A 22167-nucleotide genomic window follows, 5' to 3' on the forward strand; every position below is an offset into this window, starting at 1 on the left:
TCCTACACCGGCGGCGCGTCGCGATCGGGCGATGCCGCTGAACGGTGCAGGACGGGGAGCACGTATGGGACAAGGACAAGCGCAGTCTGGCGCGCCGATCGATGCCGCGATCATTGCCGCGTTCAGGAGCGTCTCCACGGCTGTCATCAGCGACAATCTGCAGCGGCTGTCCGGTGCGGACGGTCTAAGACCGTTCCATGCGGGCTCGCCGATGGCCGGGATCGCGCTGACCGTGAACACCGCGCCGGGAGACAATCTCTTCATCCATCGCGCGCTCGATCTCATCAAGCCGGGCGACGTCCTCGTCGTCAATGGCGGCGGCAACGAGACGCGCGCTTTGGTCGGCGAGATCATCGCCGCCATCGCGCGGCAACGCGGCGCGGCCGGGATCGTCGTCGACGGCGCGATCAGGGATTCCGGCGTGCTGATGCAATCCGACTTCCCGGTGTTCGCGCGGGCGGCCAATCACCGAGGCCCCTACAAGAACGGTCCGGGCGCGATCAACGTGCCGGTGTCGATTGGCGGAATGGTCGTCACGCCCGGCGACATCGTGGTTGCCGACGCCGACGGCGTGGTCGCTTTCGCGCCGGCGCTCGCATCCGAGCTGCTCGAGGCCGCCCGCGCGCAGGAGCAGCGTGAAGCAGAGATCCTGGCGAGCATCCGCGCGGGGCGTTATGCCGGCGCCTATGCAAAATAGAAGTCCATTGCAGATATCAACGATATATATCATGACTTGATCGGTCACATCCAGTGAGCCGATGTCACGCGATCCTTACAGAATCAATTCGATCCGTTGGAGAACGATCGCCGTGCTGGTCGTGATTTCACAGGGGCTCGTCGCGTATTGTGCGATGCCTGATCTCGATGACAAGCTGCGCCGTGATCTGGAAGTTCTCGCTTCGGGTCGGAGCCTTGCGGAGACGCAGATCATCGGCGGAGCCGATTGGGTTTGTATCGACCAGGGCGCTTTCCGCCGTGAGTTCCTCGCGGAATCCAACAGGCTCGGCGGCCTCTTCACTCGATCGCTCGAAAAGTGCGGGGTGGAGAACAGCTGTTGCATCGACCGAAGCGACCTCGGCGCCGTGGTCGGACTCGTCAAGGATGGTGGGATCCGGTGTGTCGAAACCGGGAGCTACGACCTTTACCTGAAGCCGGAAGCGGCGTTTTGCGTAAAGCCCGGCGGCCTTGCCGTCGCCAAGAAGATCGCAACGGATGGCGAGCGACCGTTGGGGCGTCCCTGGGTCGGTCGAGCCAGCAGAACCTCATTTGAAGTCGGCAAAAGGTCGGATGATCCGCTCCGATAGGTCAGCGGTTATTGGTTGGCGTAGCCCTCCGCGAACCTTCGATCTACGGGCTTCTTTGCGGCCGTAACGTCACTTCGTTCGTCCGGGCTACAGCGACCGACTTTCTTGTGCTATCTCAGCAATATCCCGTCACACCACACGCATAAGGCAGGCGGAACATGTAGTTGGTATAGCCGTCGCCGCCGTAATAGGGGCCCTGGTAGTCGTAGGAGAAGGCGCGGCCGTAATAGCCGGGCAGCTCCTGGCGGCCGAGCAGCAGCGGCGTCGAGGGCAGCATCGGCGAGATCAGCGAGTCCTGGTCCTTGACGACGACGACCACCGGCGGCGCCTTGACGGCGCGGCGCGCCTTGTAGTGCACGATCTTGTCGTGGACGGCGGGCAGGTCGGCGGCGAGCACGACGCCGTTCGCCGCGGTGGCTGCCAGCAGCATCATGATGACCAACATGCGCATCCTGCTCTCCTTGCCTTCTGGTGCATCGTTCGCGGGGGTCCGTTCGCCGCCGGCGCTTGCCGCGATTCCATGGTCGGCAGGATGGGCCGGGTATGGTTAACGAAAACTTTCCCGCGCCGGACCCCGGCTGCAATCCTCCGTAGAAGGACGGGTTTTTTCAGCTTTTGTTAAGTTCTGCGGGTGCAAGCTTACTTCCGCCGGCGATTTTGAAGGCCGGCCGAATGCAGCCTCGCCGCTGTATCCGGGGGAAAAAATCTCTGCTGCATTTCATCAGAGTCTCAGACCAGAAGGGTTCGAGCATGTCGGTCATCGTGTTTTCGGCGTCTGCGCGCCAGAAGCTGCTGTCACGGACCGGCCTATCGACTCCTGGCCTCACTGCCACCGACGAGGACGCGGCCTGTCTGCAGGCGCTGTCGGTGCGGCGGCGCATCGCAGCTTCGGCGCTCGCGCTCGCCGGCGACGCCCAGGACAGCGTGCTGCACCTGATGAAACGATCATGACGAGTTAACGAGGGCGCGGTCCGAGAAGCCGGCAACGGCCCGACCGTGGGACGAAGGAGAGCGCGGAAGCCCAGGGGGGCGCCCGCGCTCTCTTTGTTTGGATGGTTTGCAAGGTTGGCCTCGGTGAACGCAGTGACCTCGCATTGCAAGATCGCAGCTATTTGCTGGTCTCTCTCCACTCGTCATGGCCGGGCTTGTCCCGGCCATCCACGTCGTTCGGCATGCTGAGCACGACGTGGATGCCCGGGACAAGCCCGGGCATGACGGAATAACCAACGGAGAGGATCGTTCGCCGGGACAGCCGCGCCTTACGCGCTCAGCGCCTGCTCGAGGTCGGCGATCAAATCTTCCTTGTCCTCGATGCCGACGGAGATGCGCACGATGTCTGGTCCGGCGCCGGCCTTGATCTTCGAGGCGTCGTCGAGCTGGCTGTGGGTGGTCGAGGCCGGGTGGATCACCAGCGAGCGGGTGTCGCCGACATTGGCCAGATGCGAGAACAGCTTCAGGTTCGACACCAGCTTGACGCCGGCGTCGTAGCCGCCCTTGAGCGAGAAGGTGAACACGGCGCCTGCGCCCTTCGGCGAATATTTGCGGGCGAGCGCGTGATATTTGTCCTCGGGCAGGCCGGCATAGTTGACGGCGGCGACGGCCGGATGCCTGCTGAGATATTCGGCGACCGCCTTGGCATTGTCGCTGTGCTTCTGCACCCGCAGCGGCAAGGTCTCGATGCCGGTCAGGATCAGGAAGGCGTTGAACGGCGACAGCGCAGGGCCAAGGTCGCGCAGGCCGAGCACGCGGCAGGCAATGGCGAAGGCGAAATTGCCGAACGTCTCATGCAGCCGGATGCCGTGATATTCGGGACGCGGCTGCGTCAGCATCGGATATTTGTCGCCGCTGCCGGCCCAGTCGAAGGTGCCGGCGTCGACGATGATGCCGCCGATCGAGTTGCCGTGCCCCCCTAAGAACTTGGTCAGCGAGTGTAGCACGATGTCGGCGCCGTGATCGATCGGGCGGATCAGATAGGGCGAGGCCAGCGTGTTGTCGACGATCAGCGGCACGCCGGCCTTGCGCGCGACCTGCGCGACCGCCTCGATGTCGGTGATGGTGCCGCCGGGATTGGCGATCGACTCGATGAAGATCGCCTTGGTGCGCGGGCTCACCGCGGCCTCGAAGCTCGCGACGTCATCGGTGTCGGCCCACACCACGTTCCAGCCAAAGCTCTTGAACGAATGCGTGAACTGGTTGATCGAGCCGCCATAGAGTTTTCGCGCAGCAATGAATTCGTCGCCAGGAGACAGCAGCTGCTGCAGCGCCACCACCTGCGCGGCATGGCCCGAGGCGACCGCGAGCGCGGCGGTGCCGCCCTCGAGCGCTGCGACGCGCTCCTCCAGCACGGCGTTGGTCGGATTGCCGATGCGGGTGTAGATGTTGCCGAACGCCTGCAGGCCGAACAGCGAGGCGGCGTGGTCGGCATCGTTGAAGACGAATGAGGTCGTCTGATAGATCGGCGTCGCCCGCGCGCCGGTGGTCGGGTCAGGCTGGGCGCCGGCGTGAATGGCGAGGGTGGCAAATCCGGGGGCACGTTCGGTCATGGTGTTTCCTCGTGGGCTTGATCCCTCGCGCGGCGGCGCCGGCCGGCACGGGGACGATGATGGGAGACGGTGTCGATAGCGCGCCTTCGTGCGCCTCCGCGTCATCCCGGCGGGGGACATTTGCCACCGGCCGGGATGGCGTCAAGGTGGGCAGCGACGATCAGTCGGATTTGAAATGCGTTGCTGTGTCGCGGCGTCGTCGCGACAGGTTCCTTTCGCAGATGCGTCAGGTGGGATCGCTTCTGTCCTTTGCGGCGCGGTCGGCCGCTGCCGTGGTGCCGCCGCCGACGCTGGTGCGATTCAGCGACAGCCGCATCCCTTGCGTCGGGATCGGCGCGCGCTTGGCGCTGATGGTGCGGGAGTTGACGCCCATCCAGGAAATCTCCGACGACAGCCGGCCATATTCGATCTTGGGGCAGCGGTTCATGACCACCTTCATCCCCGCCGCCTCGGCCTTTTCCGCCGCGGCATCGTCGCGCGCGCCGAGCTGCATCCAGATCACCTTGGGCAGCGGTGAGAGCTTTAGCGCCTCGTCGACCACGGGCATGATGTGCTGGGAGCTCCGGAAGATGTCGACCATGTCGAGCGGACGGCCGATGTCGGCGAGCGAGGCGACGAACGGCCGGCCCATCAGGCTCTTGCCGACATGGCCGGGGTTCACCGGGATCATGTCGTAGCCGCGCTGCACCAGATATTTGAAGGCGAAGAAGCTCGGCCGGATCTCCGACGGCGAGGCGCCGACCATCGCGATCACCTTCACGCCGTTGAGAATGCCGCGGATGTAGTCGTCGGGATAGGTGTCGTGATTCATGGGCGGTCTGCGCTTCTTATTAGTTGCTGTCATTCCGGGGCGTGCGCAGCACGAGCCCGGAATCCATAACCACGATCGGGAGTATGGATTCCGGGCTCGCCCTCCGGGCGCCCCGGAATGACGAGGTTACAGAAGCCGTCTTTGCGAGGAGCACTTGCGACGAAGCAATCCAGGGGCTCGGGTGGGACTCTGGATTGCTTCGCTGCGCTCGCAATGACGGCGGAGAGAGCAGGGCGGAGGTCACTCATCCCGCCAAATCGGCGTCCGCTTCTCGATGAAGGCGCCGATGCCTTCTTCCGCGTCGCGGGCGAGCATGTTCTGCGTCATCACCTCTGCCGCATAACGATAGGCGTCGGCAAGGTTCATCTCGGCCTGGCGATAGAACGCCTCCTTGCCGAGCTTGATCGTATAGGCGGACTTGCGCGCCACTTGTTGAGCCAGCGCAATCGCCGCGTCGCGTTCCGTGCCCGGCGGAGCCACGCGGTTGATCAGGCCGATGTCGCGGGCGCGGGCGGCGGGAACCGGCTCGCCGGTGAGCAGCATCTCCATCGCCTGCTTGCGCGTTACGTTGCGCGACAGCGCCACCATCGGCGTCGAGCAGAACAGGCCGATGTCGACGCCGGGCGTCGCAAAGGCCGCCGCTTCCGAGGCGACGGCGAGATCGCAGCTCGCGACCAGCTGGCAGCCGGCGGCGGTGGCGATGCCCTGCACCGAGGCGACGACGGGTTTCGGCAGCTGCACGATCGCCTGCATCATCGCGCTGCAGGCGTTCATCAGCTTGGCGAAGAAGGCGCGGCCGCGGTCGGCATCGCTGCGCCGTGCGGTGAGCTCCTTCAGGTCATGGCCGGCGCAGAAGGCGGGGCCATTGGCGGCAATCACCACGGCGCGCACCGCCTTGTCGGCGCCGATCTCGGCCAGCGCCTGGTGCAGCTCCGCGATCAAGGCCTCCGACAGGCTGTTGCGCTGCGCCGGCCGGTTCAGCGTCAGCACCGCGACGGGACCGGCCATGGCGCGCAACAGGATCGGCGCGTGGGCAGCATCGGCAAGGGCAGGAGCAGACATGCGATTTCCGTGTGGGCGGGTGGTTGGCGCTGATGTAACACAAGCGCAAAGGCGAGAGCAGGGGGAGACATGACGGCGAAGATGACGATCGCGGAGCTGGAAGCGTTCCTGCACGCGGAATTTCCGCAGGCGTTCCGCACCGGCGGCGACATCTCGATCGAGAGCGCCGATGGCAAGAGCTGCCGGATGCGCCAGCGCTTCAATGAGCGCATGCTGCGTCCCGGCGGCACAGTCTCCGGACCGACCTTGATGGCGCTGGCGGATTTCGCGATGTACGTGGTGCTGTTGTCGGCGATCGGCCCGGTCGGGCTCGCGGTGACGACGAATCTCAACATCAACTTCCTGCGCAAGGGCGCGGCCGGCGCCGACGTGTTCGCCGAGGCGCGGCTGCTCAAGCTCGGCAAGCGGCTGGCGGTCGGCGAAGTCACGCTGTTGTCAGGGGAATCGCCCGATCCGATCGCCCATGTCACGGCCACCTATTCCATTCCGAATGCGTGAGGTTTTCGAGGGTATTATTGCACCATATTTATAAGCGCATGATTTTATTGAAGTAATTTTGCGTTGGTGGCGTTGACGAATGCGGGGCGCTTCTCTAGAAGCTGCGACCAGTTCGGCGCGTCAGCCGCGCCGCATTCTCCCTGTCACGGATATCTCTCATGAAAACCTTTTCGGCAAAGCCGGCCGAGGTCCAGAAAAAGTGGGTCGTGATCGACGCCAAGGGTCTGGTCGTCGGTCGTCTCGCTACGCTGGTCGCGATGCGGCTGCGCGGCAAGCACCTCCCGATCTACACCCCGCATGTCGACTGCGGCGACAACGTCATCATCGTCAATGCCGCGCATGCCGTGCTGACCGGCCGCAAGCGCGAGCAGAAGGTGTACTACAAGCACACCGGCTATGTCGGTCACGTCAAGGAGCGCACCGCGCGCCAGATCCTCGAGGGCCGCTTCCCGGAGCGCGTGATCGAGAAGGCCATCGAGCGCATGATCCCGCGCGGGCCGCTCGGCCGCGTGCAGATGGGCAATCTGCGTGTCTATGGCGGACCGGATCATCCGCACGAGGCGCAGAGCCCCGAGAAGCTCGACATCGCGAAGTTGAACCGCAAGAACACGAGGGCCGCATAAGATGGCCGAAAGCATCCAGTCTCTCGATCAGCTGTCGCAGCTCAAGGGCGCGGTTTCCGCTCCGGACGCTCCGAAGTATGAGAAGAAGGTCGACAAGTTCGGCCGCGCCTATGCCACCGGCAAGCGCAAGGACGCGGTCGCCCGCGTCTGGATCAAGCCGGGCTCCGGCAAGGTCACCGTCAACACCCGCGACATCGAGGTCTACTTCGCCCGTCCGGTGCTGCGCATGATGATCGAGCAGCCGATGGTCGTCGCCGCCCGCAAGGGCCAGTACGACGTCATCTGCACGGTCGCCGGCGGCGGCCTGTCCGGCCAGGCCGGCGCGGTCCGTCACGGCCTGTCCAAGGCGCTGACCAATTTCGAGCCGGAGCTGCGCGGCGTCCTCAAGAAGGGCGGCTTCCTGACCCGCGACTCGCGCGTCGTCGAGCGTAAGAAGTACGGCAAGGCCAAGGCCCGCCGCTCCTTCCAGTTCTCGAAGCGCTGATTTTGGCGATCCGGCTGTGGCCGGATCCGTCAGTTACCCATACGAACGGGCGCCCTCGCGGGCGCCCGTTTTGTTTTGCGTGGGTTGATTTGCGTGGGTTGATCAGGCGCTGGCGCGGCGCGCCGTCAGCCACTGGCTCGGCGCCAGCGGCTTCGCCACCACGCGCACCTCGCCGATGCTGCCGATGAAGCCGTCCGACGGCGCGCGATCCCACCAGCCGCAGCCGAGCGCCCAGGGCTGCGACGCCGCGACGCTGGCAAGACCGTTGCCGCCGATCACGCTGCGCACCACCGGCGCGCCCTCGATATAGAGCACGGTCGAATTGTCGCTGGGATCGTTGACGATCGCGAGGTGATACCAGGTGTCGAGCATGATCTCGCCGGACCAGTCGGTCTGCGGCTGCTTGGTCGCGCTCGACGGCACCACCTCCCACTGCACCTCGCGCAGGTTGGAGATCGCGAACAGGATCGGCGGCGATTCCAGATCGCCGCCGGCATAGCCCGGCAGCCAGCCGCGGTTGCCGAAGCGGGTCAGGATGTTGCACCAGGCGTGGTCGGCCGCCTTCCAGTTCGGATCGATCTTGATGAAGGCTTCGACCGTGTAGCCCGCCGCGAACGTCGCCGCGTTGATCGGCGCGTTGACGGCGGTGGTGAACCAGCTGAAGCGGCCGGCGCCCTGGTGGGTGGTGTTGAGGAACTGCACGCTGCCCGGCGCCGACGACAGCCGGTGCCTGTCGGTGGTGAAGACGACGTCGGCGACTTGCGCCGCGCCGGCGAGCGAGGCACGCTGCATCGGATTGGCGGCGGTGAGATCAGCCAGCGCGGTGCCGGCGGCGACGGCCTTGCCGATCGCGGTCGCATCGATCCGCCAATGCGCGACGGTCTCGGCGATGACAGGATAGTCCTGTGCGTTGGCCGGCGGCACCACGACCGGATCGGGCGCCTCGGTGTAGTTGGCGTAGAGGTCCTCCTTCACCCGCGGCAGGATCGGCGTGCCGGCGAAGGCCGGCAGGTGGCAGAAATGGGTGAAGCGCGCAAAGCGACGCTGGAAGTCGATGGGAATCGAGAACGCGTGGTTGTCCTCGGTCAGCCACGCGCGGTCGAACTGCTTCAGGCTGTCCTTCGGCTTCTCGACCACCCAGGGCGAGAACGAGGCGACGTCGATCTTGTTGGCCGTGAAGTCGAACTCGTACAGCCGCATCAGGCCGTTGCCGCCCTGATAGGCCATCTGATAGTCGACGACCATCTCGTGCACGGGATTGTGGAAGTCGTTGAACTTCACAAGATGCGCGCCGCCGTGATAGTGGCCGTTGAGCGTCATGAAGATCTGGTCGTTGCTGCGGATCAGCTTGTCCCACAGATACTGGCCGTAGGCGACTTCCAGCGGGCTGACGCCGTCATTGGCGATGTTGAGCAGCTGGTGGTTGGCGAGGATCACCGGCAGCATCGGGTAGCGCGCGATCATGCTGCGCGCCCAGGCGATCGCGTCGTCCGAGGCGCGCCACGATAGCGACAGCACCATGAAGCTGACGCCGCAGGCGTGGAACACATGCGCTTCGTGCCAGCCGCTCGGATGCCGCTCCAGGAAGGTCCGCTGCTTCGCGGCGCGGCTGGTCGGGAACCAGGACAAATACGGCTCGGACGCGCCGCGCTGCGCGTCGGTGCCCGAACTCTGGCTCGCCGCGCTCTCGAACTCCAAGGCCTGCAGCACGTCGTGATTGCCGGCGAGCACCGAATAGGGCCGGCCGACATTTTCCAAGAGCTTCATCGCGGCATCGGCGACCGCCCATTGCTGCGGATGCTTGGACTGGTCGACGACGTCGCCGAGATGGATCGTGAACGGGATGTGGTATTTCGCGGCATTGTCGACGATGAACTGCGTCTGCGCCGGGTAGGGCGTGCTGCCATATTGGCGCTGATAGGCCTGGCCTTCCTCCGATGTCGCATAGCGCGAATAGAATTGCGTATCGGGCAGCACGGCGAGCGCGAAGCTGGTGGTGACCCGGTGATGGTGGTGAAGCATGCGCCAATGCGCGTGCGCTGCCTGGCCCGGCAGCAGGCCGGCGCCGAGGCCGAGCGCCGAGACGCCCATGGCGTTGCGCAGCAGCGTGCGGCGGTCGACGCGCTGCGGTTCGCGCGATGACTCGTCGCCTGCGGCGTGGTTATCGTTCGATGAATCGTTTTCGAAAGACATGATCGTCCCACCCTCGAGCGGCACGTCGTGCCGCGACCGCATCCTGTTAGGGAGGGATGATCTCAAATTTGAGAAGGTTTCTTATCGTTTCGGTGAGGCTTTGCTGCAACCCGCCGAAATCGGCGGTTTGATCGACTCGACGTGCAACTACTAATGAGAGATGATGCGATGGGCGCAACCGAGACGGGCGCAGATCTCTCGCCTGCCTCTCGTTATTGAATCCTGTTTGCAGGAATCTGCGCGGCAAATTGCCGGCGAGTTGATGTGAGTTTTCCAGAAAACTGACGCGTGCGTGCAAACCCATTTCGAACAGGCCACCCGGTACGCTGCTCGAGATAAGGCCGCGCTAACCTAAGTTCCGCGCTGCCGCAGCAACTGAGGTGACGGATGGCGCTCGACAGCCTGACGCTCGACATCGTAGCGACGATGGTCGCGGCCCTGCTTGGCGCCATGTTGCTGCATTTCGGCCGGCAGGAGAATACGCCGGCGCTGCGCTGGTGGGGCGCCGCCTACATCCTCGGCGCCGCCGCGATCGCGCTGTGGACGCTCGTCGCCGACATCTATGGCGAGGTGGTCTCGCTGCTCCTGAGCTCGATCGGGCTGATCGCCACCGCCATGGTGTGGACCGCCGCGCGCGTGTTCCACGGCAAGTCGCCGAGCCTCGCAGGGCTCGTGCTCGGCGCGATCGTCTGGATCGCGAGCGGCATGCTACTCGATCCCGCGGCGCAGGCGCTGCGGCTGACGATCGGCGCAGCCATCGTCGTGATCTATGCCACGCTCACCGCGGCCGAGCTGTGGCAGGAGCGGCGCCGCACGCTGCACAGGCGCTGGCCTGCAGTGCTGGTGCCGGCGATGCACGGCTTCGTGCTGATGCTGCCGATCCTGCTCGGCAACGCGCTGCGCGAGTCCGACGGCGCCTTCGCCGCCGCCTGGGTGACGATCTTCTCGATCGAGCTCGTGCTGTACGCGGTCGGCACCGTGTTCGTGATCTTCATGCTGGTGTCCGAGCGCATCGTCAGCGCCCACAAGCGCGCGGCGACCACCGATCCCTTGACGGGGCTGCTCAACCGCCGCGGCTTCGCGGAGGCTTGCGCGCAACTGATCGAACGCGAAGCGCGGGCGCAGCGGCCGGTCAGCGTGCTGATCTTCGACATCGATCACTTCAAGTCGATCAACGATCGCTTCGGCCATGCCGAGGGCGACGAGGTGCTGAAGATCTTCGCCACCGCCGTGGTCAACAATCTCAGGCTGACCGATCTGTCCGGGCGGATCGGTGGCGAGGAGTTCGCGGCCCTCCTGCCGTGCTCGATCGAGGAGGCGATGGTCGCGGCCGAGCGCGTCCGCGAAGCCTTCGCCGCCTCGGGCGTGGTGTGCGAGGACAAGCCGGTCGACACCACCGTCAGCATCGGGGTGGCGGGGGGACCTGCGGGCACCGATCTCGACGTGCTGCTCGCCGCTGCCGACACCGCGCTCTACAAGGCCAAGCGTTCCGGCCGTAACCGGGTCGAGGCCTCCGCCGAGCTGCCGCTGTCGCTTGAACGCTACCGCCGTCAGCGCGCGGCCGCGGCGACCGCCGCCCCGCCGTCCTCCAACCATGCCGTCATCTCCGGCTGACCCGCGGCTTTCGCTCGCCTGAGGTCTGGGCTAGACAGGCGCTCCACATCAGGGAGGCCGCCAGACCATGATCACGGAAATCGCCCAGATCGACGTCAAGCCCGGCTCGGAGACGGATTTCGAGGCCGCGGTCGCCAAGGCGCGCGCTGCCTTCGGCCGCTCCAAGGGCTTCCACGGCTTCGAGCTGCACAAATCGATCGAGAAGCCGCAGCGCTATCGTCTCATGGTGAAGTGGGAGACGCTGGAGAACCACACGGTGGATTTCCGCGGCTCCGAGAACTTCACCGAATGGCGCGGCCTTGTCGGGCAATATTTTGCATCGCCTCCGGAGGTCGAGCACACCGAGACGGTGCTGACCTCTGCCGGCTGAACCACTGCAAAAAGCCGCAGCGGAGCGCGCCATGACCCGTGACGATCTGATCGCCGCGTACACCGCGGCGGGGCGGCATTATCACAACCTCGGCCATATCGAGGACTGCCTGGCACGGCTCGACCGTGTGGCTGGTCTGAGCGCCCGCGACCGCGAGATCCTGACCTTGGCGATCTGGTGGCACGATGTCGTCTATGATCCACGGCGATCCGACAATGAGGAGCAGAGCGCTGTTCTTGCCGAGCGTCATGTCGCGCCTGACATGCGCGAGGAGGTCGGACGCCTGATCCGGCTGACCCGGACCCACGACGTCGCGCCGGGCGACCGGCGCGGCGCGCTGCTCGTCTCCATCGATCTCGCCGTTCTCGGCGCCGACGAGGTGACCTACGACGCCTACGCGCATGCGATCCGGCGCGAATACGCTGACGTGCCGGATGAGGCCTATCGCGCGGGGCGCGCCGCCGTGCTGGAGCGGTTTGCCAGCCGTCCGGTGATCTATCCGGATCAGGATCTTGCCGCCGCGCTCGACCAGCAGGCCCGCGCCAATCTCGCGCGCGAGCTGCGCGAGCTGCAATCGCAGTCTCAGGCGAGCTGACGCGCTCACGCCCTTTTTCGATAGACCGCCAAGCCGAGCAGGCCGACCGCGGCGGCGAACAGGATGTAGTAGACCGGTGCTGATTTGTCGCCGGTGGCCTGGACCAGCCAGGTATTGATGAACGGCGCCAGGCCGCCGAACAGCATCACGCCGAGATTGTACATCAGCGACGCCCCGGTCGCGCGGACGCCGACGGGATAGATCTCGGTCATGAACGCGGGCACCGCGCCGCCGAGAACGCCGAGGATCAGGCCGACGGCCTGCAGCTGCCACAAATGGTCGACGGAGGGCTCCGCGACCAGCCGCTTGAACAGCACGAAGTAGACGATCGGATAGAGCAGCAGCGCGGGCACGATCACGCTCCGCCGGCCGACGCGGTCGGAGAGCAGGCCCGACGCGAGACCGAGCGGCACATTGGCGAGGCTGACCGCAAGCAGCCCGAGCTGCGCGTCGCCGAGCGGCAGCTTCAGCTCGCTCGCGGCATAGGCCGGCAGGAACACCCCGCCCACATAGTAGATCGCGGTTCCGGCGGCGATCAGTCCGAACGACGCCAGCAGCTCGCGCGGATGCTCCGCGAACAGCTGGCCGAGGGGCGTGCTTTTGCGTGTGGCCGCGCTGGCCGCTCTCGCGGCTGCGTAGGCCTGAAATTCGGGCGATTCATCGCATCTGCGGCGCAGATACCAGCCGACCGGCCCGATCAGGATTCCCAGGATGAACGGCACCCGCCAGCCCCAGCTGGCGAAATCCGCAGCCGACAGCGTCTTGCCGAGGGTGACCGCCATCATCGCGCCGAGCGCGAAGGCGAGCGCCTGCGACACCGTCTGGAAGGAGCCGTAGAGACCCTTGCGGCCCTCCGGTGCGAATTCGATCAGCATGGCGCTCGCCGAACCGAATTCGCCGCCGGCGGAAAAGCCCTGGATCAGGCGCGCCAGCAGCAGCAGCAGCGGCGCGGCAATGCCGATCGACGCAAAGGTCGGCAGGAGGCCGATCAGGCCGGTGCCCAAAGCCATCATGGTGATCATCACCACCAGAGCCTTCTTGCGCCCGTGCCGATCGGCATAGAGACCGAACACCAGTCCGCCGAGCGGCCGCGCCGCAAAGGCGATGCCGAAGACCGCGAAGGTGGAGAGCAGCGACGCCATCGGATCGTCGGCCGGAAAGAACTGCTTGCTGATGACCGCCGCGAACAGCCCGAACACCGTGAAGTCGAACCATTCGAGCGCATTGCCGATGGTCGAGGAGACCACGACACGACGACGCATCGCCTCGGTTGATAGTTGTGGCATGGCTCAACTGTTCCGTCGGATTCATGTGGACTGCGCGCGCATTCCAGGAACGCGCCGCGACAGTGGCCCGGCCCGAACGGCGCATGCAGATTGTCTTCAAATTGCGCGGCGGCCGTCATGCGATCACACCGTCCGGAGACGACGATGATCAGGCGATATCCGCGGCTCCAAGAGCGAATTGTCATCATCCGATCAGAGCATCGCGCGCATTTCAAGTGAGGCTGCTGAGAATACCGGCGCAGCCTGCCGGGCGTCGTGGCCGATGCAACCGCTGTGGAGTCGGCCCTCCGATCGGCGGCCGGAATGCAACCTGCGCAACATGGCATGAGCGAATGAGGCTTGCATTTCAATACCGCTCAACGTGCAATGAGACCGAACGCCGTCGTCGAACGAGGACGCTGCGGCGCTTCATGCGCTCATCATCTCGTCCGATTCGCCTCCAGCTCGCCTCCGAATCGCGCCGTGCTCACGACCAGGGATTTCGACATGCCGATCATCAACCGCGCCGCTGAACTCGCCGAGGAGGCCAAGGTCTGGCGCCGTGACTTCCACCAGCACCCCGAACTGCTCTACGAGGTGCATCGGACGGCCGCGCGTGTCGCCGAGCTGCTGACCTCGTTCGGCGTCGATGAGGTGGTCACCGGCATCGGCCGGACCGGCGTCGTCGGCGTCATCCGCGGCCGCGAGCCGTCATCGCGGGTGATCGGCCTGCGCGCCGACATGGATGCGCTGCCGCTGCAGGAGATCAGGGACATTCCGCACAAATCGACCATTCCCGGCCGGATGCACGCCTGCGGCCATGACGGCCACACCGCGATGCTGCTTGGCGCGGCGCGCTATCTCGCCGAGACCCGCAATTTCGCAGGCACCGCCGTCGTGATCTTCCAGCCGGCCGAGGAGGGCGGGGCCGGTGGCCGCGCCATGGTCGATGACGGCATGATGGAACGCTTCGGCATCGAGGAGGTCTACGGCCTGCACAATGCGCCGGGCCTGCCGCTCGGGCACGTCTCGACCCGCGTCGGCGCCGTGATGGCGGCCGCTGATACGTTCGAGGTGCGGCTGACGGGGCTCGGTGGTCATGCCGCGCGACCGAACAAGTGCGTCGATCCGATCATCGCCGGCGCGCAGATCGTGACCGCGCTGCAGACGATCGTGGCGCGCAATGTCGACCCCGTCGAGAGCGCGGTGCTGTCGATCACGCGGTTTCACGCGGGCACGTCGGCCGACAACATCATTCCGCAGACGGCGGTCATCGGCGGCACGGTGCGGACGCTTGACGAGGAGGTGCGCCGCCTGATGGACAAGCGCTTCAAGGACCTCGTCACGGCGATGGCGAGCGGCATGGGCGTCGAGGTCGAGATCGACTACGAGTGGGGCTATCCCGTCGTCGTCAACCATGCGGAGCAGACGGCGTTCGCGGCCGATGTCGCGCGCAGCGTCGTCGGGCCGGATCAGGTCATCACCGACATGCCGCCCCGGCTCGGCGGCGAGGATTTCGCCTACATGCTCCAGGCCCGTCCCGGCGCCTTCGTCTTCATGGGCATCGGTGATGGGGCGGGCGTGCATCACCCGGAATACGACTTCAACGACGACGTGATCCCGCACGGCATCAGCTATTGGGCCAAGCTCGTCGAGACCGCGATGCCGGCCGGCTGAGCCCCTCGGCGCTGGCACGCAGTTCTTGGGAGTTTGTTGCCCGCCTGTGTGCCGGCGGACCCCCCCGTGCCGGATTAAGCCCGTCGCCTGTCCGTGTATCCGGGGGATTTAGCCCGCTTCGATAAAAAGCCGTTTAATATCAATATCTTAAATAGGGATTGGCGTCATTGTTCGGGCGTTCCGGCATCTGGCCGCCACGGGGTTTACTCAGGCGCCCAGTCAGAAATCAGGCCATCGACGTGCGGTTCATCTTGCATTCACGTCATCCGCGCATACTATCTTTCGCATTCTCTGGAGGAGGATGGCATGAACCTCCAATCGATCAAGTATCAACTCTTCATGGTTGCCGTCTTCGCGCTCATTGCGATGACAGCCATCGCACAGGCCGCGCCGGCCAACTCGCCGCCCTAGTCTGAAGTGGCTAGGTCTCGTCGCGCATCGATCAGCTGGGCTCGCACCTGGTTCGTCTCTTCCAGAGTCTCGATGGCTTTGGTTGGCAATATGCGGGCGAAGATCGGTTCATCGCGTGCCGAGCTATCAACAGTGTCGATCGATGCCTGATCTCGGTGAGCACTTGGATAGATGATCTCCAACCCGAGCGTAGCGGCATCCAGGCCCAGTTGTAGCTCCGAGGCGGCGCTGTCTTTTCCCTTCGTTTCCGCTATCACGCTGGCATCGCGCAGCTTCATCAGCGCGTAGAGGCGCAGGGATTCGGCCCGCCAATGATCGATGCCGTCGATGCCGTTGGAAATCGCGGCGCAGGAGAGATCCGTGCCAAGAATTTCTTTCAGCGCGCTCGCCACTTCGCGTGAATACAAGGATGGATAGCCCGGGTGAAGCAGAGCGTGCTGCGCCACGATTAGCTGGGCCGTGACGTAGGTAGCGAATGCCCGCTGCATTTGCTCGAAACTCAAATCGTCCCATGGCTCGCCAATTGACCTTTGACAGGGCTGATGTTCCTGCGGCCTGCTGCTAAAGCCCGACTTCTCCAAGGGCTCCGGCAATATCGCATGCTTGCTGCGGAACGCTTCCATATGCAGAAGCTTGCGGATGAGAGAAGCGACTTCCTCGTTGTTGTTGATGTGATACTGGCGCAGCACCGTCGGCACGCTGGTGGATGGTCGCCGCAACCATTCTTCGGTCAATATGGACAAGGTATTCCGAGCACGAACCGCGTACCAGCCGTTGCGAGTTTTACTGTCGGCCAGCTGCAGCCAGCGGTCCAACTCCACCAGTGCGGCCTCGTAGCGGCCGACCTGCGCCATGATGCTCGCATAGATAATTGAGCTGTAAGGGCGTGCGGAATAGCTGCCCTTGTTGGCGAACTCGGAGATCATGTCTCGCATGTAGTTGACAGCGCTCGTCCCAAGCGGCTTTGGGAGCACATCGAGAGCGCCAACATTGCCTGAGGTCGGATCGTCCGAATTGGTGTAGAAATCTCGAATGCCCGATTGCTGCCAGATCCAGTCGTCTGGGACCTCGAGCTTTCGCAGCGTCTCCTTCTTGGCCTGCCAGCAGGCCTTTTCGTCGGGCGCACCGGAGCCATGCCAGCATGCATCCTCGAACAGCAGGAAGTAGAAGCGGTTGCAGGACTTGCCGATAGCCTTGGCGCGGTCGCTTCGTTCCTCCGGGGGGCGTCCTATTCTTGATCCTAGCGTCGTGCGCATGATGAAACGGCCGAGGATGTCCGCCTCTCGAAAATACGAGTCGGTCAGCCGGATCGCCATCTTGCCGTCGGGCGGATTGCTTGAGATCAGGACTCGGAGCTCACCGACCAGCCCGAGCAGACGATCGTTCACGAAGTCGACGTCGCCGGTCTGCGCTTGCAATGTCTGCAGGCATTCTGCGAAGGGCTCGATCAGGACGCGGGCAAACTCCATGGGCTGGTTCAGTGTCTGTTCGATCGTCTTCGTGGAGCCCACGGCCACCTGTGCGTCACCGTGCTTAATCATGACGGAAATGATGGAGTACGCCCGGTCGCGTTCGATCATCGCGCCAAGATTGCTCAGGAACGCCAGTCCGTAGGACGATCCGGGTACCCCGAGCGTCTTTCGACCGACAGCTGCATCGCCTTTTGCTATTCCGACTGCCGCTGTCGATGCGCTGCCTCTCGAGTTCGCCCGTGACGCCGACTTCGATGCGTCCGCGAATTCGATCTCCGTTCCAAGCGCAGATACCTTGCTGATGCGCTGCGCGAGGCTCCGAATGGCCTCCTCGCCACCGATGCCCAGGACGAAGAACACTACCAGCAGGGCAACGGTGATCTTGTCGCGGGCTTCGATGGTGCTCCCGGGTGCCAGGAGCAGCACGCGCGACACGAATGCTCCGAGCAGGCCGCCAGTGATGCCGCCGAGCAGCAGCGAGGGAGCCCGCCGGCCGGTGAACGCGTCGAAGGCGTCGAAGACGGGGCTATATCCTGGATGGAGACCCCGGAACGTCGCGAAGATCAGCGCGAGGCTGCTGACGACGCAGATGACGACGAGAAATGTATTGACGAGCCAATGCGGTAGACCCCACCCGATGCGACCTGGCGCCGGAGAGCCTTCCACCCAGCTGGGATACGAGAAGGCGATCAGGCAATAGATCGCAAACGAGGTCAATGTTGCAGCCAGGAAAACCGACATCGCGTTTGCCTCTCGCGCCCTTGAAAATGGCGCAGCGAAGCTGGCTTTCGAACATCAGGCCTGGATCAGCTCGGCTTGGATGACGGCTTCCCGGCCGCTGCTCTGAACTGGATTTGAAACCAACTTCGCACTTGAAACAATGAGTTTGCGCTGCAACTAGATCGATCCAAAAGCGATTGCGCATCCAAAACGTGTAGCAGAAATCGACTGCATGTGAAAGCCCGAGGCATGCGCGAACGGAGCTACGAACCCATGATTTTCATGGGAGCCAATGCCGCTCGGAAAACGTGCTCGGTCGAGGTGTGGTCGAGCCGGATGCCGGAGGATGTCAGATCGCGGCCGCCGCATCCTCGGTGCTGCGGTCGCTCTTGAAATAGTCGATCATGACCTTGGCGATCGCCATCAGCGGCAGCGCCAGTGTCAGCCCCCAGACGCCGAACACGATGCCGAGCAGGATCTGGACTGCGAACAGCGTGGCTGGCGGGATGTCCAGCGCCTGACGCTGGATCAGCGGCGTCAGCACATAGCTCTCCATCGCGTGCACGCCGAGGAACAGTACGAAGGCAGAGACCGCGGCGACCCAGCCCGAGGCGAGGCTCGCCAGCACTACGATGACGCCGGCGATGATGGCGCCGACGGTCGGGATGAACGCCAGCAGGCCGGCCTGGATGCCGAGGATGAACGAGCTCTGCACACCGATGATCGCGAGCCCGATCCAGGTGACGGCGAACACCGCGAACATCGTGGTGATCTGGGCGATCAGCCAGCGTTCCAGCGTATAGCTGATGCGGTCGACGATCACGGTGGCCTGGTCGCGGTACTTTGCCGGCGCCAGGAACAACAGCCCGCTGCGATACACCGCGGGCTGGGCCGCGAAGGCCAGCCCCAGGAACAGCACGATGAAGAAGTTGCCGACGGCGCTCACGGTGCCCAGCAGCAGCTTGAAGGTCTGGCTGACGATGGCGCCGCCCGACGAGGCCAGCGCGCTCGGCGATGGCAGGCCGCCGGGCAGGCTGTGCGACGGCTGGGTCGGCGTGGTCGAGCCGCCATCGGGCGGCGCGGTGGCTGTGCTGGCGGCGTTGAAGTCGAAGAAGCTGGTGTCGATGCCGTTGCGGTCGAGGAAGCCCTTGATGTTGCCGAGCTGCGACTTGATCGTGTCGCTCAGCACCTTGGCCTGGTCGGCGATGGTGGTGCCGCCGAGGAAGACGATGCCGACCAGCACGGCGGCAAGGGCCACGCAGACGATGGCGAGCCGTGCCGGATGCGGCCAGGGCAGCACGCGCCCGAGCAGGCTGGTCATCGCATTGAGCGCGACGCCGAGCAGCATGCCCGAGAACAAAAGGAAGATCGCGGCCGCGTAATACCAGCTGAAGGCCAGCAGGGCCATGAACAGGATGACGCCGATGCCGCCCACGGCAATGGCCCAGGCCAGGTCGCTGCGGGCCTGGAGGCGCGGGTCTGCGGGGGCGGTCATGGCTCGTCCTCTGTGCTGATCGGCCCCCACACATTGGCGAAAACCGCTGCCGGATCAAGCGCGGGGTTGGGGGATCGCGTCTCCAAGAGGACAGGCGCGGGGTTGTCCGGAATTGGCATTGGCGACCCGCGCGGTGATATATTGATCCGGCTTTGCGACGCGGGCATGATTTGTGCCTTCTTGTGTCGCCAGTCTCAGTGCTAGAGCAGCGCATGGGTGGAGAAACGGAAAAGAGGGCATGAAACGTCCCGTGGTCGGCGTGATCGGCAACAGCCATCGCGTCGAGAACAGGTTCACCGTGCAGATGGTGGGCGAGCGCAATCTCAGCGCCGTGGCCGAGGTGGCGGGCGCGCTGCCGCTGATGTTTGCCGGCGTTCCCGAGATCACCGACATTGGCGCGCTGCTCGATATCGTCGATGGCGTGGTGCTGACCGGCGCCCGCGCCAACGTGCACCCGACCCGTTTCAACACCGAGCCGAGCCTCAAGCATGAGCCTTACGACGTCCACCGCGACGAGGTCGCGCTGCAGCTGTCGGAGGCCTGCGTCGCCAGGGGCATTCCGCTGTTCGGCATCTGCCGCGGCCTGCAGGAGATGAATGTCGCCTTCGGCGGCTCGCTGCATCCGGAGATCCGCGAGATCCCCGGCCGCATGAACCACCGCATGCCCAGGCTGGAGAACGGCGAGATCCACCCCGATCCCACGGTGGTGTTCGCCGACCGCCATGAGGTGAAGCTGACGCCGGGCGGCGCCTTCGCCACCATCCTGGGCTGTGACAGCATCAAGGTGAACTCGCTGCACGGCCAGGGCATCCTCGAACCCGGCGACCGCGTCGTCATCGAGGGCATCGCCGAGGACGGCACCATCGAGGCCATCCGCATCGCCGAAGCGCCGAGCTTCGCGCTCGGTGTTCAGTGGCATGCCGAGTACGACCCGCAGAAGAACCCGATCAACCGCAAGCTGTTCGAGGCGTTCGGTGAGGCGGTGAGGAAGCGACGGCTGTCGTCCTGACGTCGGGATGAACCCGATTTCCTGCGTGGCAGACGAAACTGCAGAGACGGCTCATCGTGAGCTCGTCACAGGGAATCCCTGATGCGCCACGTCCTGACTGTTGCCCTTGTGCTCCTCGCCGCTCCGGCCTTCGCCCAAGGCACGCCGCCGATGGAGGGCCCGATCAGCTGCACGTCGCCGGTCGCGGCCACCGATTCGGCGAAGAGCCTGAGGCAGCGCTACGGCGACGACGCCGTGCTGCAGGATCTGCCGGGCGTCGAGGGCGAGACCTACAAGGGCCTGGTGCTGTTTCCGCGGGCGATGGACCGGCGCATCGAGGTCGGCTTCGTCGAAGATAAGACGGCCACGGTGTCCGGCCTCACCTTGCGCGACACGGCCAAGACCAGCCGCTGGAGCGTGGCCGGGGTCACGATTGGTGCGAGCCTTGCCGCGGTCCAGAAGGCCAACGGCAAGCCGTTCGTCGTGAGCGGCTTCGGCTGGGACTATGGCGGCTTCGTCACCGACTTCAAGAACGGCGCGCTGGGCCGCATGCTGCCGGGCGGCTGCTCGCTCACGGTGCGCTTCGGCAGGGACGGCAATGTACCGAAGGCGCTTTCGGGCGACGGCGTCAAGGTGGCGTCGGACAATGCCTCACTGCTGAAATTCGCACCTGTCGTCACCGAGATCAGCGTGAACTTCGCTGCGAAGTGACGACGACCGCGCTTCGTTGAGGCGGGGGAGATCGCATCACCAGACGCCGGGAGGGGTGGCAATGAGTCTGAACCTCAAGTCGCGCACGGTCATCTTCGTTCACGGCATCTTCGGTTGGGGCGAGAACGAGTTGGTGGGGCTTTCCTATTGGGGCGAGGCGCTCGCGCAGTTCCCGAGGGAACGCTTCGAGGTGCATGAAGTCAAATGCGGGCCGGTGAGCTCCTTCAATGATCGTGCCTGCGAGCTGTTCGCCCAGATCCGAGGCGGCCATTTCAAATACGGCAATGGACAGGAAGGCATCAAGCGCCCGGTCGTGGAGCGGAACGAGCGCAAACATGTTCCGCCGCAGCCTCTGCTGCCCGAGTGGTCGCAAGACCATCCGATCGTCCTCGTCGGGCACAGTGCGGGAGCTCACACCTGCCTCGCCCTGCAGCGGCTGCTTGCCGAGGACTTCTTCGAGGTGAAATCGAACGCCAATTGGATCGAAGCCATCATCTGTATCTCAGGCGTGCTGAACGGCTCGACGCTGACCTACCTGTTCGGGTGTGATCCCGCCACCGGCAACCTCGTCCAGAAGCCGGAACGGTTGATTGAGACGGCCGTCAAATTGGTCGACTTCCTGCCCCAGCTTCCGCAGGCGGGAATCGATCCCTGGCTCGAGCAGTGGATCGACACGGATGCCTTCGCGCGCGGCCGCGACAATCTTGCGCATGACCTGACCTTGGCGGGCTGCCTTGACGCCAATGCGGCGTTCAAGATCAATCCCACCACCTATTATCTCTCGCTGGTCACCAGCATGCCGGCGAGGCGAACCGTGCTCGGCATCCCGCTTCCAATTCGTTATCCTGGAATCAACCCGCTGCTGCTGGCGACCGCGATCTATCAGGCCGACAGGGCCGACTTCGTTGCCGAAGCTCTTCCCCTGCAGGACTGGAATAGGACGCCGGAGCTTCGGATCGCAGCATGGCGCGAGAACGATGGCGCCGTGAGCACGATCTCACAGCGTTTCCCCTTCACCCACTGCCGGGAGTCGATCGGCCAGGAAGGATTTTTGGGCGGCCAATCGATTGAGAAAGGCAAATGGTATTTCGAGCGCGTCGAAAACGTCGCCGGCAGGTCCCTCGACCACCTCGACCCGGCGTTCGGCGCCGGAGTAAAGCCGGGGGCCAAGGCGGCGCAGCGCAAGCTGTACCAGAGCCTCGCTGCGCTCCTGGACTAGCGGACGATCCGCAGTTTGAGCGAGGAGACAGATCAGCGGCGCGGTCGGTGCGAATTTTGCCACGAAGGATGGTGACGCTGCGGGGGGAGGAGCTTAGGAGCAGCATGCGTAG

Annotated in this window: 21 protein-coding genes; 13 read left to right on the plus strand and 8 right to left on the minus strand. The window is 64.7% G+C overall.

Features of this window, described 5'->3' with window-relative positions; translation table 11 throughout:
• Positions 1–64 precede the first annotated feature (64 nt).
• Both QQL87_RS03660 and QQL87_RS03665 read left to right on the plus strand, forming a co-directional pair.
• Complete coding sequence (locus QQL87_RS03660) at positions 65–697, plus strand: RraA family protein (protein WP_284418678.1); 633 nt, start codon at positions 65–67, stop codon at positions 695–697.
• 112 nt (positions 698–809) lie between these two features.
• Complete coding sequence (locus QQL87_RS03665; protein ID WP_284418679.1) at positions 810–1304, plus strand: hypothetical protein; 495 nt, start codon at positions 810–812, stop codon at positions 1302–1304.
• A 115-nt stretch (positions 1305–1419) separates the two neighbouring features.
• Here the strand turns inward: QQL87_RS03665 and QQL87_RS03670 are convergent, their stop codons facing one another.
• Complete coding sequence (locus QQL87_RS03670) at positions 1420–1755, minus strand: hypothetical protein (protein WP_284418680.1); 336 nt, start codon at positions 1753–1755, stop codon at positions 1420–1422.
• 299 nt (positions 1756–2054) lie between these two features.
• Here QQL87_RS03670 and QQL87_RS03675 point away from each other — a divergent pair, with 299 nt between their 5' ends.
• Positions 2055–2255, plus strand: coding sequence for a hypothetical protein (locus QQL87_RS03675; protein WP_284418681.1), 201 nt, complete (start codon positions 2055–2057; stop codon positions 2253–2255).
• Positions 2256–2563: 308 nt separating this feature from the next.
• Here QQL87_RS03675 and QQL87_RS03680 read toward each other — a convergent pair whose 3' ends face one another.
• The 3 genes from QQL87_RS03680 to QQL87_RS03690 all read right to left on the minus strand — a co-directional run bounded on the left by QQL87_RS03680 (position 2564) and on the right by QQL87_RS03690 (position 5720).
• On the minus strand, positions 2564–3847 hold the full coding sequence (locus tag QQL87_RS03680) for an O-acetylhomoserine aminocarboxypropyltransferase (RefSeq protein ID WP_284418682.1): 1284 nt from the start codon (positions 3845–3847) through the stop codon (positions 2564–2566).
• Positions 3848–4073: 226 nt separating this feature from the next.
• Positions 4074–4658, minus strand: coding sequence for a CoA-binding protein (locus QQL87_RS03685; RefSeq protein WP_284418683.1), 585 nt, complete (start codon positions 4656–4658; stop codon positions 4074–4076).
• A 240-nt stretch (positions 4659–4898) separates the two neighbouring features.
• On the minus strand, positions 4899–5720 hold the full coding sequence (locus QQL87_RS03690) for an enoyl-CoA hydratase (RefSeq protein WP_284418684.1): 822 nt from the start codon (positions 5718–5720) through the stop codon (positions 4899–4901).
• Between the two features lie 69 nt (positions 5721–5789).
• Between QQL87_RS03690 and QQL87_RS03695 the strand changes: the two genes are divergently transcribed.
• The 3 genes from QQL87_RS03695 to rpsI all read left to right on the plus strand — a co-directional run bounded on the left by QQL87_RS03695 (position 5790) and on the right by rpsI (position 7325).
• On the plus strand, positions 5790–6218 hold the full coding sequence (locus QQL87_RS03695; RefSeq protein ID WP_284418685.1) for a PaaI family thioesterase: 429 nt from the start codon (positions 5790–5792) through the stop codon (positions 6216–6218).
• Positions 6219–6376: 158 nt separating this feature from the next.
• Positions 6377–6841, plus strand: coding sequence for a 50S ribosomal protein L13 (gene rplM, locus QQL87_RS03700; protein WP_015666486.1), 465 nt, complete (start codon positions 6377–6379; stop codon positions 6839–6841).
• Between the two features lies 1 nt (position 6842).
• Positions 6843–7325, plus strand: a complete 483-nt coding sequence (rpsI, locus tag QQL87_RS03705; RefSeq protein WP_284418686.1) for a 30S ribosomal protein S9 — start codon at positions 6843–6845, stop codon at positions 7323–7325.
• A gap of 102 nt (positions 7326–7427) precedes the next feature.
• Here rpsI and QQL87_RS03710 read toward each other — a convergent pair whose 3' ends face one another.
• Complete coding sequence (locus tag QQL87_RS03710; RefSeq protein WP_284418688.1) at positions 7428–9518, minus strand: LamG-like jellyroll fold domain-containing protein; 2091 nt, start codon at positions 9516–9518, stop codon at positions 7428–7430.
• Positions 9519–9905: 387 nt separating this feature from the next.
• Here QQL87_RS03710 and QQL87_RS03715 point away from each other — a divergent pair, with 387 nt between their 5' ends.
• The 3 genes from QQL87_RS03715 (at position 9906) to QQL87_RS03725 (ending at position 12097) form a co-directional block, all read left to right on the plus strand.
• The gene (locus QQL87_RS03715) at positions 9906–11132 is read left to right on the plus strand and encodes a GGDEF domain-containing protein (RefSeq protein WP_284418690.1); all 1227 of its coding nucleotides are present in this window, start codon (positions 9906–9908) and stop codon (positions 11130–11132) included.
• Between the two features lie 67 nt (positions 11133–11199).
• Positions 11200–11502 carry an antibiotic biosynthesis monooxygenase family protein gene (locus tag QQL87_RS03720; RefSeq protein WP_284418692.1) on the plus strand — a complete coding sequence of 101 codons (303 nt, stop codon included), beginning with the start codon at positions 11200–11202 and terminating at the stop codon, positions 11500–11502.
• 31 nt (positions 11503–11533) lie between these two features.
• On the plus strand, positions 11534–12097 hold the full coding sequence (locus tag QQL87_RS03725; protein ID WP_284418693.1) for an HD domain-containing protein: 564 nt from the start codon (positions 11534–11536) through the stop codon (positions 12095–12097).
• 5 nt (positions 12098–12102) lie between these two features.
• Here QQL87_RS03725 and QQL87_RS03730 read toward each other — a convergent pair whose 3' ends face one another.
• Positions 12103–13383: an MFS transporter gene (locus QQL87_RS03730; RefSeq protein WP_284418695.1), complete on the minus strand. Its 1281-nt coding sequence runs from the start codon at positions 13381–13383 to the stop codon at positions 12103–12105.
• Between the two features lie 486 nt (positions 13384–13869).
• Between QQL87_RS03730 and QQL87_RS03735 the strand changes: the two genes are divergently transcribed.
• Entirely contained in the window at positions 13870–15039 is a 1170-nt protein-coding gene (locus QQL87_RS03735) for a M20 aminoacylase family protein (protein WP_284418696.1), read from the plus strand.
• Between the two features lie 407 nt (positions 15040–15446).
• On the opposite strand, the gene QQL87_RS03740 is transcribed toward QQL87_RS03735, so the two are convergent.
• Positions 15447–17663: a hypothetical protein gene (locus tag QQL87_RS03740; RefSeq protein ID WP_284418697.1), complete on the minus strand. Its 2217-nt coding sequence runs from the start codon at positions 17661–17663 to the stop codon at positions 15447–15449.
• A gap of 328 nt (positions 17664–17991) precedes the next feature.
• The gene (locus QQL87_RS03745) at positions 17992–19137 is read right to left on the minus strand and encodes an AI-2E family transporter (RefSeq protein ID WP_284418698.1); all 1146 of its coding nucleotides are present in this window, start codon (positions 19135–19137) and stop codon (positions 17992–17994) included.
• Positions 19138–19375: 238 nt separating this feature from the next.
• On the opposite strand from QQL87_RS03745, the gene QQL87_RS03750 reads away from it, so the two are divergent.
• The 3 genes from QQL87_RS03750 to QQL87_RS03760 all read left to right on the plus strand — a co-directional run bounded on the left by QQL87_RS03750 (position 19376) and on the right by QQL87_RS03760 (position 22055).
• Positions 19376–20146 (plus strand): gamma-glutamyl-gamma-aminobutyrate hydrolase family protein, encoded by a 771-nt coding sequence (locus QQL87_RS03750; protein WP_284418699.1) that lies wholly within the window; start codon positions 19376–19378, stop codon positions 20144–20146.
• A gap of 81 nt (positions 20147–20227) precedes the next feature.
• On the plus strand, positions 20228–20836 hold the full coding sequence (locus QQL87_RS03755; protein ID WP_284418700.1) for a hypothetical protein: 609 nt from the start codon (positions 20228–20230) through the stop codon (positions 20834–20836).
• 61 nt (positions 20837–20897) lie between these two features.
• A complete protein-coding gene (locus QQL87_RS03760; protein WP_284418701.1) occupies positions 20898–22055 on the plus strand; it encodes a lipase-like domain-containing protein in 1158 nt (385 codons plus the stop codon).
• Positions 22056–22167 lie beyond the last annotated feature (112 nt).

It is taken from the genome of Bradyrhizobium sp. SSBR45G (genome assembly GCF_030159255.1).
GTDB lineage: Bacteria > Pseudomonadota > Alphaproteobacteria > Rhizobiales > Xanthobacteraceae > Bradyrhizobium.